This window comes from Herbaspirillum sp. GW821-FHT09A12 (assembly GCF_059418325.1).
The window spans coordinates 1-15,381 of sequence record NZ_JBWKPR010000017.1 but is presented as its reverse complement, the minus strand read 5'-3'; the positions used below and the strand labels follow the sequence as shown (position 1 = coordinate 15,381).

Sequence of the window (15,381 nt, the reverse complement as noted above, 5' to 3'; positions counted from 1 at the left end):
TTGGGTTCTTCATGTCAGACACGCAGGGGCTTGCCGGTCTCTTCCCGTATCCACGCCAGATATGCCGGCAAGCCGGCCGTGATCGGCAGCGCGACGATCTCCGGCACATCGTAAGGATGGGCGCGGCAGATCGCCCGCTCCACTTCCTCATAGCGTGCCTCTGTGGTCTTGATCAGCAGCGGGATCTCCGTGGCGTGTTCCACCTGGCCTTGCCAGCGGTACACCGACGCCACCGGCGCCAGGATGTTGACGCAGGCGGCCAGCCCCCCGTCCACCAGCGCACGCGCCAGGGATTGCGCCAGCTCCTGCTCAGGTACATTGGTCAGCACCAGCAGCGGCTGGTTCAATAAGGATGATGTCATGTCTGCTGTCCTTTGCCATGCTTGCCCGGCGATGGCGAGGTGTGGCGCTTGCGTATAAAGGGGCATGCCGCTGATGACAAGGTGGCGCTGCGCGACGGATGCGGCCCCATATTCAACCACATCTGCGGCTGGCGTGCCGCCATCCCGGACAAGACGACGCCATCACCATCGACAGCAATGGCAAGGTATCGGCTTGCGGCAGGCTCATCCCGCCGCCGCAAAAACAAAAAAGCCAGGCAATGCCTGGCTTTTTTTGCTGTGACAACCGAAATTATTCGGCAATCTGGACTTCTGCATCGTCGCTGACTTCCGGACGGTCGAGCAGCTCGACGAATGCCATCGGAGCGTTGTCGCCTTGACGGAAACCCATCTTCAGGATGCGCAGGTAGCCGCCGTTACGGGTAGCGTAGCGCGGGCCCAGTTCGGAGAACAGCTTGCCGACGATCTCGCGGTCGCGCAGGCGGTTGAATGCCAGGCGCTTGTTGGCCAGGGTGTCGGTCTTGCCCAGGGTCAGGATCGGCTCGACGACGCGACGCAGTTCCTTGGCCTTCGGCAGGGTGGTCTTGATGGCTTCGTGGCGCAGCAGCGAAACGGTCATGTTGCGCAGCATTGCCAGACGGTGGGACGAAGTACGATTCAGTTTACGGAGACCGTGACGGTGACGCATGATGATTTCCTTTCAGATAACAGTTTTGATCCAGTTCTTCTATCGGCAAAGCCAGCTTGGCTGACCCGCTCGCGGACCGGTAAATGACGAAAAACAAACGAATGAACAACAGGTACTGCTTTATTTCTTGCCGCTACGGCCGGCTGAAATACTCGCCGGCCGTTAGCATCAGAATTACTTCTCCAGGCCGGCAGGCGGCCAGTTTTCCAGCTTCATGCCCAGGGTCAGGCCACGCGAAGCCAGGACTTCCTTGATTTCGTTCAACGACTTGCGACCCAGGTTCGGGGTCTTGAGCAATTCGTTTTCGCTGCGCTGGATCAGGTCGCCGATGTAGTAGATGTTCTCGGCCTTCAGGCAGTTTGCCGAACGCACGGTCAGCTCCAGGTCGTCGACCGGACGCAGCAGGATCGGATCGACCTGCGGTGCGCGCGACGGCGCTTCGGCGGTCGCTTCGGTGCCTTCCAGGGCGGCGAACACGTTCAGTTGGTCAACCAGCACGCGGGCCGACTGGCGGATCGCTTCTTCCGGAGTGATGACGCCGTTGGTCTCGATGTTCATGACCAGCTTGTCCAGGTCGGTACGCTGTTCCACACGCGCCGATTCGACGGCGTAGGAAACGCGGCGCACAGGCGAGAACGATGCGTCCAGGATGATGCGACCGATGGTCTTGTTGGTGTCTTCCGACAGGCGGCGAACGTTGCCCGGCACGTAGCCGCGGCCCTTCTCGACCTTGATCTGCATGTCCAGCTTGCCGCCGGCGGTCAGATTGGCGATCACGTGATCCGGATTGATCAGCTCGACATCGTGCGGCAGGTCGATATCCGACGCCAGCACCACGCCTTCGCCTTCCTTCTTCAGGGTCAGGGTGACTTCGTCACGGTTGTGCAGCTTGAAAACCACGCCCTTCAGGTTCAGCAGGATGTCGACCACGTCTTCTTGCACGCCGTCCAGCGAGGAATACTCATGGACAACGCCGGCGATGGTGACTTCGGTCGGCGCATAGCCGGTCATGGTCGACAGCAGCACGCGACGCAGCGCGTTGCCCAGGGTGTGACCGTAACCGCGCTCGAACGGCTCCATCACGACCTTGGCGTGACCGGGAGCGATTGCTTCAACTTCGATGATGCGGGGCTTCAACAAACTGTTTTGCATGAAATGTCCTTTTCAATACCCTCGGCTCGTTACGCCGATAAGGCTGATGGCAGTTCGGAAAAATGCCCACCTGATGGTGGGCACGGAGATACTGAGTGCTACGGATTAACGCGAATACAATTCGACGATCAGCGATTCGTTGACGTCATTGGCGATTTCGGTACGGTCCGGCGACGACTTGAAGGTCGCTTCCAGCTTCTTGGCATCGACGGAAACCCACGACGGGAAACCGGATTGCTCAGCCAGCGACAGGGCTTCAGCGATACGCACTTGCTTCTTGGCCTTTTCGCGGATGGCGACGACGTCGCCGGCCTTGACCGAGTAGGAAGCGATGTTGACGACGATACCGTTGACGGTCAGTGCCTTGTGCGAAACCAGCTGACGCGCTTCAGCGCGGGTCGAGCCGAAGCCCATGCGGTAGACGACGTTGTCCAGGCGCGATTCCAGCAGCTTCAGCAGGTTTTCGCCGGTGTTGCCCTTGCGACGGTCGGCTTCAGCGAAGTAGCGGCGGAACTGACGCTCGAGGACGCCGTACATGCGCTTGACCTTCTGCTTTTCGCGCAGCTGGTTGCCGTAGTCGGAGGTGCGGGCGCCCGAAGTACGGCCGTGCTGGCCTGGTTTGGAATCCAGCTTGCACTTGGAATCCAGCGAGCGGCGTGCGCTCTTCAGGAACAGGTCGGTGCCTTCGCGGCGGGAGAGTTTTGCTTTTGGTCCGATATAACGTGCCACAGTATTTCCTTTATTGAATGACGTCCCGTACAGCCGGACGCTAGTCTGATCTGCATACGCAAAAATGCGCAGGATCAGACAGTGGTCTTAAGAACAAAACCCGCCAAGGTCATTGGCGGGTGGTTTCCGGCGTTTCGCGAGGGCTTTTCAGCCGAATCCCGCAAAGCGCAAGATTATACTACATAAATGCGTACAACTTAGATGCGGCGGCGCTTCGGCGGACGGCAGCCGTTGTGCGGAACAGGAGTCACGTCCTGGATCTGGGTGATCTTGATGCCCAGGTTGTTCAAGGCGCGCACGGCGGATTCACGGCCAGGGCCCGGGCCCTTGATACGCACTTCCAGGTTCTTGATGCCGCATTCGATCGCGACCTTGCCGGCTGTTTCAGCAGCGACCTGGGCAGCGAACGGAGTCGACTTGCGCGAACCCTTGAAGCCAGCACCACCCGAAGTCGCCCACGACAAGGCATTGCCTTGACGATCGGTGATCGTGATGATGGTGTTGTTGAACGAAGCGTGAACGTGCGCGATGCCTTCAGCAACGTTCTTCTTTACTTTCTTGCGAACACGCGATGCTGCTGCGTTGTTGGGGGACTTTGCCATAATGATTTCCTTGAATCCGACCAGTGACTAGCGCCTGCCGGGATTATTTCTTCAGCGATTGAGCGGCCTTGCGCGGACCCTTGCGAGTGCGGGCATTGGTACGGGTACGTTGGCCACGCACCGGCAGACCACGACGGTGACGCAGACCGCGGTAGCAGCCCAGGTCCATCAAACGCTTGATGTTCATGGACAACTCACGACGCAGATCGCCTTCCACGACGAACTTGGCGATTTCGTCACGCAGCTTTTCCAGCTCGTTATCGTCCAGGTCCTTGACCTTCTTGTTGGTCGGAACGCCGGTTGCGACACAGATGTCTTCTGCGCGCGGACGGCCAATACCATAGATGGCGGTCAAGCCGATCACGGTGTGCTGATGGTTGGGGATGTTGACCCCTGCAATACGTGCCATGCGTTATTCCTCGATCAATAACGTTAAGTTAACCTTGGCGCTGCTTGTGGCGGGGTTCGGTGCAGATCACACGAACGACGCCATTGCGCTTGATGATTTTGCAGTTGCGGCAGATCCGCTTCACTGATGCGAGCACTTTCATTGTGGCCCTCTTTCTTTCAATACTAGGTTCTATTCACTGTTACTTGGTACGGAACACGATACGTGCCCGGCTCAAATCGTAAGGCGTCAGTTCCACCGTTACCTTATCGCCTGGCAGGATGCGGATATAGTTCATCCGCATCTTCCCGGAAATATGGCCGAGTACAACATGCCCGTTTTCCAACTTAACCCTGAATGTCGCGTTAGGGAGATTTTCCAGAATCTCGCCTTGCATCTGAATAACATCGTCTTTTGCCATTCCCGTCTTCTTCCATTGGAACCGGGCCCGCTTAACGCGGAGTCATGCCGCCTTTGAAATTAGCCTTGCGAAGCAACGATTCGTACTGCTGCGACATTACATAATTCTGCACTTGGGCCATGAAGTCCATGGTCACGACCACGATGATCAACAGCGATGTGCCACCAAAGTAGAACGGCACTTTCCAGCGGGCGATCAGGAACTCGGGCAACAGACAGACCAGCGTGATATAGACCGCACCAGCCAGTGTCAGACGCATCAGGATCTTGTCGATGTAACGCGCCGTCTGGTCGCCCGGGCGGATACCCGGAACAAATGCACCACTCTTCTTCAGGTTATCTGCCGTTTCCTTGCTGTTGAACACCAGCGCGGTATAGAAAAAGCAGAAGAACACAATTGCCGCCGCATACAACAGAGCATGGATCGGCTCGCCCGGCGCCATCGATGCCGCCAGATCCTTCAGGAAACGAATGAAGGGATTGGTGGTGTCGCCCGACGTAAACCAGCTGGTGATCGTCGCCGGGAACAGGATGATCGACGATGCGAAGATCGGCGGGATCACGCCTGCCATGTTCAGCTTCAGCGGCAAATGGCTGCTTTGGCCGCCGTAGATCTTGTTGCCGACCTGACGCTTGGCATAGTTCACCAGGATCTTGCGCTGGCCGCGTTCAATGAACACCACCAGGAAAGTCACCAGCGCCACGATCACGCAAATCAGGATCGCCGACAAGGCGCTCATCGAACCCGTACGAACCAGCTCGAACAAACCGCCCAGCGCATTCGGCAAACCGGCCGCGATACCAGCGAAGATGATGATCGAGATGCCGTTGCCCAGACCACGCTCGGTAATCTGCTCACCCAGCCACATCAGGAACATCGTGCCGGTAATCAGCGTCACCATGGTGGTCAGGCGAAACGCCAGGCCCGGATCCAGCACCAGGCCGGCTTGCGATTCCAGCGCCACGGCGATACCCAGCGCCTGGAACGTCGCCAGCACCAGGGTGCCGTAACGCGTGTACTGCGTGATCTTGCGACGACCGGCTTCACCCTCTTTCTTCAACGCCTCCAGCTGCGGCGAAACCACCGACAGCAGCTGCATGATGATCGATGCCGAGATGTACGGCATGATCCCCAGTGCGAAGATCGTGAAACGCGACAGAGCACCACCGGAGAACATGTTGAACATGCCCAGGATGCCGCCCTGGTTCTGCTTGAACAATTGAGCCAGCTGCGTCGGATCGATACCCGGAACCGGGATATGCGCACCGATGCGATAGACGATCAACGCTCCCAGCAGGAACCACAAACGGCCCCACGGGAAGCCTTTGGCGGCGCCTTTCGCTATTTGAGGAGTAGTTGCCAATTAATGCTCCGAGCCCGGATCACTCGCCAACAGAACCGCCAGCGGCTTCAATTGCAGCCTTGGCACCCTTGGTAGCGATCAGGCCCTTGACGGTTACCTTCTTGGTCAATTCGCCAGCCTTGATGATACGCACGACACGAGCCAGTTCCGACACGAGGCCGGCTTGCTTGAGTGCCAGCACATCGATCTCGGCGACGGGCAGTTTTTCCAGATCCGACAGGCGCACTTCAGCCTTGTACGGCGTTGCCAGCGACTTGAAGCCGCGCTTGGGCAAACGACGTTGCAGAGGCATCTGGCCGCCTTCGAAACCGACCTTGTGGAAACCGCCCGAACGCGATTTCTGACCCTTGTGGCCGCGGCCGGCAGTCTTGCCCAGGCCCGAACCGATACCACGACCGACGCGACGCTTGTAGTGCTTTGCGCCTTCTGCGGGTTGGATTGTGTTTAATTGCATGATTCGCTCCGTTCGCAAGCTGACGCTTACGACACCACTTTCACAAGATAGGACACTTTGTTGATCATGCCGCGCACCGATGGGGTGTCTTCCAGCTCGGCAACCGAGTTGACGCGACGCAGACCCAGACCGCGCACGGTTGCGCGGTGGTCCTGACGAGTACCGATCAGACCCTTGACCAGCTTGACTTTGATTGTGTTAGCCATCTGAATCACCTTAGCCCAGGATTTCTTCGACCGACTTGCCGCGCTTGGCAGCAACTTCAGCCGGAGTGTTCATCTTCGACAGACCGTCGAGGGTGGCACGCACCATGTTGTAGGGGTTGGTCGAACCGGTCGACTTGGCCACCACGTTGGTCACGCCCATCACTTCGAAGATCGCGCGCATCGGGCCGCCGGCGATCACGCCGGTACCGTCCTTGGCAGGCGACATCAGAACCGACGATGCGCCATGCTTGCCGACCACGGTGTGATGCAGAGTGCCGTTCTTCAAGGTGACCTTGATCATCTTGCGACGGGCTTCTTCCATTGCCTTCTGCACGGCGACAGGCACTTCCTTCGACTTGCCCTTGCCCATGCCGATGCGGCCATCGCCGTCACCAACCACTGCCAGCGCAGCGAAACCCATGATACGGCCGCCCTTCACCACCTTGGTGACGCGATTGACCGCGATCATTTTTTCGCGCATGCCGTCATCAGGCTTGTCGCTTTGCGTTTTCGATTGCATTTTTGCCATGATGATTATCCTTAGAACTTCAGGCCGGCTTCACGCGCAGCTTCAGCCAACGCCTTGACGCGACCGTGATAACGGAAACCCGAACGGTCGAATGCGACTTCGGTCACACCAGCCTTCAGGGCCTTTTCCGCAACGCGCTTGCCGATCAATGCCGCGGCAGCGGCGTTGCCGCCCTTGCCCGACTGGCCAGCCAGCTGGGCGCGGACTTCCGCTTCCAGGGTGGAGGCCGAAGCCAGCACGTTTGCATCAGGACCGATGACGCTGGCGTAAATGTGCGTATTGGTGCGATGCACGGCCAGGCGATTGACCTTCAGTTCTGCGATCTTGGCGCGAGTTTGCGTCGCACGGCGCAGACGAGATTGTTTCTTATCCATCATCAACCCCTATTACTTCTTCTTGGTTTCTTTGAGCGTCACCACTTCGTCAGCGTAGCGAACACCCTTGCCCTTATAGGGTTCGGGTTCGCGGTACGCGCGAATTTCTGCGGCGACCTGGCCAACCACCTGACGATCGATACCCTTGATCAGGATTTCGGTCTGGGTTGGAGTCTCAACCTTGATACCTGCCGGCATCTGGTGAACGATGGGGTGCGAGAAGCCCAGCGACAGGTTCAGCTTGTCGCCTTGTGCTTGAGCACGGAAACCCACGCCGACCAGGTTCAGCTTCTTTTCGAAGCCCTTGGTGACGCCGTTGACCATGTTGTTGACCAGAGCACGCAGGGTGCCCGACATCGCATTCGCTTCACGGCTGTCATCAGCCACTTCGAAGCTCAGCGAGCCATTGTTGTTTGCCACCTTGACCTTGTCGGTCAGCGGCTGCGTCAGCGAGCCCAGCGGGCCCTTGACGGTGATTTGCGCTGCAGTGATGATCGCTTCCGCGCCATTCGGCAGTGCAACAGGCATTTTACCTACACGAGACATCTTGCACTCCTTAGGCCACGTAGCAAATCACTTCGCCACCGACACCGGTTGCGCGTGCTTTGCGGTCAGTCATCACGCCGCGCGGGGTGGACACAATCGCCACGCCCAGGCCGTTCATGACGTTCGGGATATCATCCTTGCCCTTGTAGATGCGCAGACCCGGACGGGACACGCGCTCCAGGCGCTCGATGACCGGACGGCCGGCGTAATACTTCAAACCGATTTTCAATTCAGCCTTGCCTTCAGCGGCAACAACGGCGAAATCTTCGATATAACCCTCGTCCTTGAGGACGTTGGCAATGGCGATCTTCACTTTGGAAGACGGCATGACGACGGTAGTCTTGTTCACACCTTGCGCATTGCGGATACGGGTCAGCATATCGGCGATAGGATCGCTCATACTCATTGCTTCTTCTCCTATTACCAGCTAGCTTTGGTCAAACCCGGGATTTCGCCGCGCATGGCGATTTCACGGACCTTGATACGGCCCAATCCGAACTTGCGGAAAGTACCACGGGGACGGCCTGTCAGTGCGCAACGATTGCGCTGACGAGTCGGAGCCGAATTACGCGGCAACGCCTGCAGCTTCAGGCGAGCTTCGTAACGCTCTTCTTCCGACTTCGATTGGTCGTCGATAACGGCCTTCAACTCGGCGCGCTTGGCGGCATACTTCTTCACCAGTGCGGCGCGCTTTTGTTCACGGTTAATCAGTGCCAGTTTTGCCATGGCATCCTCAGTTTCTGAACGGGAATTTAAATGCGGCGAGGAGCGCTTTCGCTTCGTCGTCGGTCTTTGCAGTCGTGGTGATACTGATATTCATGCCACGCAGCGCATCGATCTTGTCGTACTCGATTTCGGGGAAAATGATCTGCTCTTTCACGCCGATGTTGTAGTTGCCACGACCGTCGAACGCACGACCCGACACGCCACGGAAGTCACGCACGCGCGGCAGGGCCACGGTGATCAGACGATCCAGGAATTCGTACATGCGCGCGCCACGCAGGGTCACCATGCAACCGATGGGGTAACCTTCACGGATCTTGAAACCCGCGATCGCCTTACGCGCCTTGGTCACCACCGGCTTCTGGCCGGCGATCTTGGTCAGATCGCCCACTGCGTGCTCGATGATTTTCTTGTCCGCAACCGCTTCCGACAGACCCATGTTCAGGGTGATCTTCAGGATGCGCGGAACTTCCATTGCCGACTTGTACGAATACTTCGTAGTCAGGTCAGCAACGACTTTATCTTTATAGAACTGTTGAAGACGTGCCATGATGATTAAACCTTAACGACTTCGCCGCTCGACTTGTAGGCGCGGACTTTCTTGCCGTCCACTTCCTTGTAAGCCACACGATCTGCCTTGCCGCTAGCTGCGTTGAACAACGCAACGTTGGACACATGAATTGGCATCAGCTTATCGACGATGCCGCCAGTTGCACCAGTCATCGGGTTCGGGCGGGTTGCCTTCTTAGCGACGTTGACGCCTTCCACAATGACGTAATCGGCGCTGACGCGAGCAGCCACGACACCGCGCTTGCCCTTGTCTTTGCCGGTCAACACGATGACTTCATCGTTTTTACGAATCTTTGTCATGACCACTCCTTACAGAACTTCAGGCGCCAGGGAGACGATCTTCATGAAGCGCTCCGTACGCAGCTCACGAGTCACCGGCCCAAAGATACGGGTGCCGATCGGCTCGAGCTTAGCGTTCAGCAGGACAGCTGCATTACCATCGAACTTGACCAGGGAACCATCCTGACGACGGACACCCTTGGCGGTGCGCACGACGACAGCGTTATAAATTTCACCTTTTTTGACGCGACCACGCGGAGCTGCGCTCTTAACAGTAACCTTGATCACGTCGCCAATGCCCGCATAGCGGCGCTTGGAACCACCCAAGACCTTGATGCACAGGACTTCGCGCGCACCAGTGTTGTCGGCCACTTCGAGCCGGCTTTCAGTTTGAATCATGATATTTTCTTTCCCAACTTAATCCGCTTTGCACAATGCCGAAGCGGTCAGTCTTGGTCCTGTTAGCAAGCGAACTCGCTAGTTAGGGGACGAATTTAGCTACTTTTTTTGGCTCTTCTTGCAGGCATGGCACAGCAAGAGGAGAGCTCGATATTATGGCAGCATAATATCGAGCGCGCAAGGACTACTTAACTACTTAGACGATTTGTGCTTCTTGTACAACGCGTGTCACGGTCCAGGCTTTGGTCTTGGAGACCGGACGGCCTTCCTGGATTTCGACAGTGTCGCCGGCCTTGGCCGTGTTCAGCTCGTCATGTGCGTGGTACTTCTTGGTACGCACGATGATCTTGCCGTACAGCGGGTGCTTGACGTGACGCTCGATCAGGACGGTAACAGTCTTGTCCATCTTGTCGGACACAACTTTGCCAATCAGCGTGCGCTTGAGCGCTTGTTTCACTTGATCGTTCATTGTTGACCATCCTTCGAGTTGATCACAGTTTTCACACGCGCGATGTCGCGACGTACTTTCTTCAGCTGTGCGGTATTGTTCAGTTGCTGGGTTGCAATTTGCATGCGCAGGCTGAACTGGGCCTTCAACAACTCGCCCAGTTCTTTTTCCAACGATGCCTTGTCCTTACCGCGGAGTTCAGATGCTTTCATGTTCCGCTCCTAATTATTGACCGACTTGACGAACAACGAAAGTCGTCGACAGCGGCAATTTGGCAGCAGCCAAACGGAACGCCTCGCGCGCCAGAGTTTCGTCAACACCGTCCATCTCGTACAGTACCTTGCCTGGCTGGATTTCAGCCACGTAGTACTCCGGGTTGCCCTTGCCGTTACCCATACGCACTTCAGCAGGCTTCTGGGAAATCGGCTTGTCCGGGAACACGCGGATCCAGATACGGCCACCGCGCTTGATGTGACGGGTCATCGCGCGACGTGCGGCTTCGATCTGACGGGCGGTAAGACGGCCACGGCCGACTGCCTTCAGACCAAAGTCGCCGAACGACACGGCGGTTCCGCGGGTATGCGAAATGCCGGTATTACGACCCTTTTGTTCTTTACGATATTTTCTACGTGCTGGTTGCAGCATGATTATTCTCCTGCTTTCTCAGCCGACACACCGGCATCGGCAGCTTGAGGACGTCCACCGCGCTTCGCGCCGGCGCCAGGAGCGCCAGTCTTCGAGCGGGGACGAGCACCCGGCTTGCCGTCGTCACGACGCGGACCACGACGCTTCTTGTCGTCTTCCAGTTCGCCGACCAGCACCGGAGCTTCGCCGTTTGCCAGGCGATCGCCCTTGTAGACCCACACCTTGACGCCGATGATGCCGTAGGTGGTTTCAGCTTCGCCAAAACCGTAGTCGATATCGGCACGCAGGGTGTGCAGGGGCACACGGCCTTCGCGGTACCATTCGGTACGGGCGATTTCGATGCCGTTCAGACGGCCCGACGACATGATCTTGATGCCTTGTGCACCCAGGCGCATGGCGTTCTGCATCGCACGCTTCATGGCGCGGCGGAACATGATGCGCTTTTCCAGCTGCTGGCAGATCGAATCGGCGATCAGCTGGGCATCGGCTTCCGGCTTGCGGATTTCTTCGATGTTGACGTGCACGGGCACGCCCATCAGCTTGGCCAGTGCGGTCTTCAGCACTTCGATGTCCTCGCCCTTCTTGCCGATCACAACGCCCGGACGGGAGCTGTAAATGGTGATGCGGGCGTTCTTCGCCGGACGCTCGATCACGACGCGGCCAACCGAAGCGTTCTTCAGTTTCTTCTTCAGGTAAGCACGGACCTTCAGGTCCTCGTTGAGCATGTCGGCAAAATTGTTATTGCCTGCATACCAGCGCGAGCCCCAGTTACGTGTAACCGCCAGACGGAAACCGGTTGGATGAATCTTCTGTCCCATCGTGACTCCTTAGTTTCCGACGGTCACGTAGATGTGACACGATTGCTTGGAAATACGATCACCACGGCCCTTTGCACGCGCTGTGAAGCGCTTGAGGACCGCACCCTTTTCCACATAAATGGTCTTGACCTTCAGCTCGTCAATGTCAGCGCCATCATTGTGTTCGGCGTTCGCGATTGCGGACTCCAGAACCTTCTTGATGATCGCCGCGCCCTTTTTGGGGCTGAAAGCCAAGATATTCAGTGCTTGATCAACTTGTTTACCGCGGATCAGGTCTGCGACCAGACGGCCCTTCTGGGCCGACAGGTGCACACCGCGCAGAGTAGCTTTAGTTTCCATCATAGGACCTTATTTCTTAGCCTTCTTATCGGCAGCGTGACCCTTGAACGTACGGGTCAGCGCGAATTCGCCGAGCTTGTGACCAACCATGTTTTCCGACACATAGACCGGCACGTGCTGCTTGCCGTTATGCACCGCGATCGTCAGGCCGATGAAGTCCGGCATGATGGTCGAACGACGCGACCAGGTCTTGATCGGCTTCTTGTCCTTTGTCGCCTGGGCGGTTTCCACCTTTTTCACCAGATGCGCGTCGCAGAACGGACCTTTTTTCAATGAACGTGTCATGTTTTATCCCTTATTTCTTGCCGCGACGCGAGACAATCATCGAAGTCGTACGCTTGTTGCTACGAGTCTTCTTGCCCTTGGTCTGCTGACCCCACGGCGAAACCGGGTGACGGCCAGCCGCAGTCTTACCTTCACCACCACCGTGCGGGTGATCGACCGGGTTCATGACCACGCCACGAACGGTCGGGCGGATACCGCGCCAACGCGTCGCACCGGCCTTGCCGATCTTACGCAGGTTGTGCTCGCCGTTGCCGACTTCACCGACAGTGGCGCGGCATTCGATGTGAACGCGACGCACTTCACCGGAACGCAGGCGAACCTGAGCGTAGGTGCCTTCACGCGCCATCAGCACCACGGCAGCGCCGGCGGTACGAGCGATTTGGGCGCCCTTGCCTGGCAGCATTTCCACGCAGTGGATGGTGGTGCCGACCGGGATGTTGCGGATCGGCAGGGTGTTGCCCGACTTGATCGGCGCTTCCGCGCCGCTGATCAGCGAGTCACCCACGGTCAAGCCCTTGGGAGCGATGATGTACTTGCGCTCGCCGTCCGCGTAGCACAGCAGTGCGATGTGCGCGGTACGGTTCGGGTCGTATTCGATACGCTCGACCTTGGCAGGAATACCATCCTTGTTGCGACGGAAGTCGACAACGCGGTAGTGCTGCTTATGGCCACCGCCGATGTGGCGGGTAGTGATGTGACCGTTGTTGTTGCGGCCAGCGGTCTTGGACTTCTTTTCGACCAGCGATGCCAGCGGACGGCCCTTGTACAGGTCGGGATTAACGACCTTGACCATACCGCGCCGGCCGGGCGAGGTCGGCTTAACTTTTACGAGTGCCATTATTTAGCCTCCTCGGTGAAGTTGATCTCTTGACCCGGCTTCAGGCTGACGAATGCGCGACGGGTGTGGTTGCGACGGCCCATGGTCTTGCCCGAGCGCTTTTGCTTGCCCTGACGGTTTGCCACTTGCACGGACTCAACTTCCACCTTGAACAGCAGTTCGACAGCAGCCTTGACTTCCAGCTTGGTTGCGTCCTTGGCGACCAGGAAGACGACTTGCTCGTTCTTCTCGGCCACGAAGGTTGCCTTTTCAGAGATGACCGGCGCCAGCAGCACCTTCATCAGGCGCTCTTCGCTATGTTTCACGATTGCGTTCATGCCAGCAACTCCTCAATCTTTGCCAGAGCCGACTTGGTGATCAAGATATTCTTGAAGTACACCAGCGACACGGGATCAGCTTGACGCGGCTCAACCACCAGCACGCCCGGCAGATTGCGGGATGCCAGCAGCAGGTTCTCGTCCAGGCTGTCGGTGATCACGAGCACCGAATCCAGGCCCATGCCCTTCAGCTTCTGGGACAACAGCTTTGTCTTCGGCGCTTCGACGGCGAAATTCTCGACGACCGACAGGCGGCCTTCGCGTGCCAACTGGGAGAGGATCGAGCAGACGCCTGCGCGATACATCTTCTTGTTGACCTTGTGCGTGAAGTTTTCGTCGGGCGAGTTCGGGAAGATGCGACCACCACCGCGCCACAACGGCGACGAGGACATACCGGCGCGTGCGCGGCCGGTACCCTTTTGGCGCCAAGGCTTCTTGGTGGTGTGACTGACTTCTTCACGATCCTTTTGCTTGCGGTTGCCGCTGCGAGCATTCGCTTGGTAGGCAACCACGACCTGGTGGATCAGGGCTTCGTTGTAGTCGCGACCGAAAATGGTATCCGGTGCGGCGACGTTCGAAGCAGCTTGACCTTGGTCATTCAGGAGCTTCAGTTCCATTGATTAGGCCCCCTTCTTCGCTTTGACTTTGACTGCCGGAGAAACGATCACTTGACCGTTCTTGGCACCGGGGACAGCACCCTTGACCAGCAGCAGCTGGCGCTCAGCGTCAACGCGAGCGATTTCCAGGTTTTGCACGGTAGTGGTGACGTCACCCATGTGACCAGTCATGCGCTTGCCAGGAAACACGCGACCCGGATCCTGCGCCATACCGATGGAGCCAGGAACATTGTGCGAGCGCGAGTTACCGTGGGAGGCACGACCCGATGCGAAGTTGTAACGCTTGATGGTACCGGCGTAGCCCTTACCGATCGAGACGCCTTGGACGTCCACTTTCTGACCGGCTTCGAACAGACCGTCGATGCCAACCACTTCGCCTGCCTTCAATTCGGCAGCCTTGGCGGCGTCAACTCGGAATTCTTTGAGAACGGTACCGGCCTCAACGCCAGCTTTGGCGTAATGACCAGCAGCGGCTTTGGTCACGCGGGAAGCGCGACGTTGACCGAAGGTCACCTGAACAGCGGAATAACCATCCACTTCAGGCGTTTTGATTTGTGTCACGCGGTTGTTGGACACGTCCAGCACGGTCACAGGGATCGAATCCCCATCTTCCGTGAAGATGCGCATCATACCAACCTTGCGACCAACAAGGCCCAGGCTCATTGTTTTCTCCATTCCCGCCTGCGATTGGGCGGGGCTGATGTTCGTACTACCAATAATTGCGGACTTGCAGACGCAAAATCCACATCGAAGCCGAGCATTATAGCCCGAAAAAAAACAGCGCACAACCTCAAGTTGTGCGCTTTCCCAACAGTTCCTGCGTTATTTCAGCGTTTATTGCAGCTTGATTTCTACGTCAACGCCAGCAGGCAGATCCAGCTTCATCAATGCATCAACCGTCTTGTCAGTCGGATCGACGATATCCATCAGGCGCTGATGGGTACGGATTTCGAACTGGTCGCGCGAAGTCTTGTTGACGTGCGGCGAACGCAGGACGTCAAAGCGCTGGATGCGGGTCGGCAGGGGAACCGGGCCCTTGACGACAGCGCCGGTACGCTTGGCGGTGTCGACGATTTCCAGTGCGGACTGGTCGATCAGACGATAGTCGAATGCTTTCAGGCGAATACGGATTTTTTGGCTAGGAACCGACATGATTTTCCTTTAAAGAACGAACCGGGGATGGGATCATCCCCGGCGATGGTAAAAATTGCTACAGGTATTGCGACCCGACAATTAGTCGATGATCTTGGCGACGACGCCGGCGCCGACGGTACGACCGCCTTCACGGATAGCGAAACGCAGACCTTCTT

Annotated in this window: 31 protein-coding genes; all 31 read right to left on the bottom strand. The window is 57.6% G+C overall.

From position 1 onward, the window contains the following. Window positions 1–14: 14 nt before the first annotated feature. Window positions 15–362 (bottom strand): divalent-cation tolerance protein CutA, encoded by a 348-nt coding sequence (cutA, locus tag AC07N6_RS22815; RefSeq protein WP_494783512.1) that lies wholly within the window; start codon window positions 360–362, stop codon window positions 15–17. Between the two features lie 271 nt (window positions 363–633). Further along, window positions 634–1,029 (bottom strand): 50S ribosomal protein L17, encoded by a 396-nt coding sequence (gene rplQ, locus AC07N6_RS22810; protein ID WP_494783513.1) that lies wholly within the window; start codon window positions 1,027–1,029, stop codon window positions 634–636. Between the two features lie 174 nt (window positions 1,030–1,203). Beyond that, on the bottom strand, window positions 1,204–2,181 hold the full coding sequence (locus AC07N6_RS22805; RefSeq protein ID WP_050469919.1) for a DNA-directed RNA polymerase subunit alpha: 978 nt from the start codon (window positions 2,179–2,181) through the stop codon (window positions 1,204–1,206). A 105-nt stretch (window positions 2,182–2,286) separates the two neighbouring features. Then, window positions 2,287–2,910 carry a 30S ribosomal protein S4 gene (gene rpsD, locus AC07N6_RS22800; protein WP_050469921.1) on the bottom strand — a complete coding sequence of 208 codons (624 nt, stop codon included), beginning with the start codon at window positions 2,908–2,910 and terminating at the stop codon, window positions 2,287–2,289. A gap of 197 nt (window positions 2,911–3,107) precedes the next feature. Next, on the bottom strand, window positions 3,108–3,512 hold the full coding sequence (gene rpsK / locus AC07N6_RS22795; RefSeq protein ID WP_050469922.1) for a 30S ribosomal protein S11: 405 nt from the start codon (window positions 3,510–3,512) through the stop codon (window positions 3,108–3,110). A 43-nt stretch (window positions 3,513–3,555) separates the two neighbouring features. Next, complete coding sequence (rpsM, locus tag AC07N6_RS22790; RefSeq protein WP_040501720.1) at window positions 3,556–3,921, bottom strand: 30S ribosomal protein S13; 366 nt, start codon at window positions 3,919–3,921, stop codon at window positions 3,556–3,558. A 28-nt stretch (window positions 3,922–3,949) separates the two neighbouring features. Further along, complete coding sequence (gene rpmJ / locus AC07N6_RS22785) at window positions 3,950–4,063, bottom strand: 50S ribosomal protein L36 (protein ID WP_006464913.1); 114 nt, start codon at window positions 4,061–4,063, stop codon at window positions 3,950–3,952. Window positions 4,064–4,102: 39 nt separating this feature from the next. Further along, the gene (infA, locus tag AC07N6_RS22780; protein ID WP_005663428.1) at window positions 4,103–4,321 is read right to left on the bottom strand and encodes a translation initiation factor IF-1; all 219 of its coding nucleotides are present in this window, start codon (window positions 4,319–4,321) and stop codon (window positions 4,103–4,105) included. 31 nt (window positions 4,322–4,352) lie between these two features. Further along, a complete protein-coding gene (gene secY, locus AC07N6_RS22775) occupies window positions 4,353–5,684 on the bottom strand; it encodes a preprotein translocase subunit SecY (RefSeq protein ID WP_494783514.1) in 1,332 nt (443 codons plus the stop codon). Window positions 5,685–5,703: 19 nt separating this feature from the next. Then, entirely contained in the window at window positions 5,704–6,138 is a 435-nt protein-coding gene (rplO, locus tag AC07N6_RS22770) for a 50S ribosomal protein L15 (protein WP_141917799.1), read from the bottom strand. Window positions 6,139–6,164: 26 nt separating this feature from the next. Next, on the bottom strand, window positions 6,165–6,344 hold the full coding sequence (gene rpmD, locus AC07N6_RS22765; protein ID WP_050469963.1) for a 50S ribosomal protein L30: 180 nt from the start codon (window positions 6,342–6,344) through the stop codon (window positions 6,165–6,167). Between the two features lie 10 nt (window positions 6,345–6,354). Beyond that, complete coding sequence (rpsE, locus tag AC07N6_RS22760) at window positions 6,355–6,873, bottom strand: 30S ribosomal protein S5 (RefSeq protein ID WP_050469934.1); 519 nt, start codon at window positions 6,871–6,873, stop codon at window positions 6,355–6,357. A gap of 11 nt (window positions 6,874–6,884) precedes the next feature. Next, entirely contained in the window at window positions 6,885–7,247 is a 363-nt protein-coding gene (gene rplR / locus AC07N6_RS22755) for a 50S ribosomal protein L18 (RefSeq protein ID WP_050469965.1), read from the bottom strand. A 12-nt stretch (window positions 7,248–7,259) separates the two neighbouring features. Then, window positions 7,260–7,793 (bottom strand): 50S ribosomal protein L6, encoded by a 534-nt coding sequence (rplF, locus tag AC07N6_RS22750; RefSeq protein ID WP_494783515.1) that lies wholly within the window; start codon window positions 7,791–7,793, stop codon window positions 7,260–7,262. A 10-nt stretch (window positions 7,794–7,803) separates the two neighbouring features. Beyond that, a complete protein-coding gene (gene rpsH, locus AC07N6_RS22745; protein WP_050469940.1) occupies window positions 7,804–8,199 on the bottom strand; it encodes a 30S ribosomal protein S8 in 396 nt (131 codons plus the stop codon). A gap of 14 nt (window positions 8,200–8,213) precedes the next feature. Then, window positions 8,214–8,519: a 30S ribosomal protein S14 gene (gene rpsN / locus AC07N6_RS22740; RefSeq protein ID WP_050469942.1), complete on the bottom strand. Its 306-nt coding sequence runs from the start codon at window positions 8,517–8,519 to the stop codon at window positions 8,214–8,216. 7 nt (window positions 8,520–8,526) lie between these two features. Then, window positions 8,527–9,066 (bottom strand): 50S ribosomal protein L5, encoded by a 540-nt coding sequence (gene rplE / locus AC07N6_RS22735; RefSeq protein ID WP_494783516.1) that lies wholly within the window; start codon window positions 9,064–9,066, stop codon window positions 8,527–8,529. Window positions 9,067–9,071: 5 nt separating this feature from the next. Further along, window positions 9,072–9,386 (bottom strand): 50S ribosomal protein L24, encoded by a 315-nt coding sequence (rplX, locus tag AC07N6_RS22730; RefSeq protein ID WP_050469945.1) that lies wholly within the window; start codon window positions 9,384–9,386, stop codon window positions 9,072–9,074. Between the two features lie 9 nt (window positions 9,387–9,395). Beyond that, window positions 9,396–9,764, bottom strand: coding sequence for a 50S ribosomal protein L14 (gene rplN, locus AC07N6_RS22725; RefSeq protein WP_006464924.1), 369 nt, complete (start codon window positions 9,762–9,764; stop codon window positions 9,396–9,398). Window positions 9,765–9,960: 196 nt separating this feature from the next. Further along, window positions 9,961–10,233, bottom strand: a complete 273-nt coding sequence (gene rpsQ, locus AC07N6_RS22720; protein ID WP_494783517.1) for a 30S ribosomal protein S17 — start codon at window positions 10,231–10,233, stop codon at window positions 9,961–9,963. After that, window positions 10,230–10,424 carry a 50S ribosomal protein L29 gene (gene rpmC, locus AC07N6_RS22715; RefSeq protein ID WP_141917787.1) on the bottom strand — a complete coding sequence of 65 codons (195 nt, stop codon included), beginning with the start codon at window positions 10,422–10,424 and terminating at the stop codon, window positions 10,230–10,232. Before rpmC ends, rpsQ begins: the two co-directional genes overlap by 4 nt. Before the next feature lie 13 nt (window positions 10,425–10,437). Further along, window positions 10,438–10,857: a 50S ribosomal protein L16 gene (rplP, locus tag AC07N6_RS22710; protein ID WP_050469952.1), complete on the bottom strand. Its 420-nt coding sequence runs from the start codon at window positions 10,855–10,857 to the stop codon at window positions 10,438–10,440. A gap of 2 nt (window positions 10,858–10,859) precedes the next feature. Continuing rightward, complete coding sequence (gene rpsC, locus AC07N6_RS22705) at window positions 10,860–11,675, bottom strand: 30S ribosomal protein S3 (protein ID WP_050469953.1); 816 nt, start codon at window positions 11,673–11,675, stop codon at window positions 10,860–10,862. Window positions 11,676–11,684: 9 nt separating this feature from the next. Beyond that, window positions 11,685–12,017 carry a 50S ribosomal protein L22 gene (rplV, locus tag AC07N6_RS22700; protein WP_174525383.1) on the bottom strand — a complete coding sequence of 111 codons (333 nt, stop codon included), beginning with the start codon at window positions 12,015–12,017 and terminating at the stop codon, window positions 11,685–11,687. A 6-nt stretch (window positions 12,018–12,023) separates the two neighbouring features. Further along, window positions 12,024–12,299: a 30S ribosomal protein S19 gene (gene rpsS, locus AC07N6_RS22695; protein WP_050461705.1), complete on the bottom strand. Its 276-nt coding sequence runs from the start codon at window positions 12,297–12,299 to the stop codon at window positions 12,024–12,026. A gap of 10 nt (window positions 12,300–12,309) precedes the next feature. Beyond that, window positions 12,310–13,137: a 50S ribosomal protein L2 gene (rplB, locus tag AC07N6_RS22690; RefSeq protein WP_050469955.1), complete on the bottom strand. Its 828-nt coding sequence runs from the start codon at window positions 13,135–13,137 to the stop codon at window positions 12,310–12,312. Continuing rightward, on the bottom strand, window positions 13,137–13,454 hold the full coding sequence (rplW, locus tag AC07N6_RS22685; protein ID WP_050469957.1) for a 50S ribosomal protein L23: 318 nt from the start codon (window positions 13,452–13,454) through the stop codon (window positions 13,137–13,139). The genes rplB and rplW overlap by 1 nt, the downstream gene beginning before the upstream one ends. Then, window positions 13,451–14,071 (bottom strand): 50S ribosomal protein L4, encoded by a 621-nt coding sequence (rplD, locus tag AC07N6_RS22680; protein ID WP_050469959.1) that lies wholly within the window; start codon window positions 14,069–14,071, stop codon window positions 13,451–13,453. Before rplD ends, rplW begins: the two co-directional genes overlap by 4 nt. Window positions 14,072–14,074: 3 nt before the next feature. Further along, window positions 14,075–14,746 carry a 50S ribosomal protein L3 gene (gene rplC / locus AC07N6_RS22675; protein ID WP_174525384.1) on the bottom strand — a complete coding sequence of 224 codons (672 nt, stop codon included), beginning with the start codon at window positions 14,744–14,746 and terminating at the stop codon, window positions 14,075–14,077. Between the two features lie 159 nt (window positions 14,747–14,905). Then, a complete protein-coding gene (gene rpsJ / locus AC07N6_RS22670) occupies window positions 14,906–15,223 on the bottom strand; it encodes a 30S ribosomal protein S10 (RefSeq protein ID WP_006464935.1) in 318 nt (105 codons plus the stop codon). Between the two features lie 81 nt (window positions 15,224–15,304). Then, a partial coding sequence (locus AC07N6_RS22665; RefSeq protein ID WP_494783518.1) for an EF-Tu C-terminal domain-related protein occupies window positions 15,305–15,381 on the bottom strand: 77 nt, incomplete at its 5' end.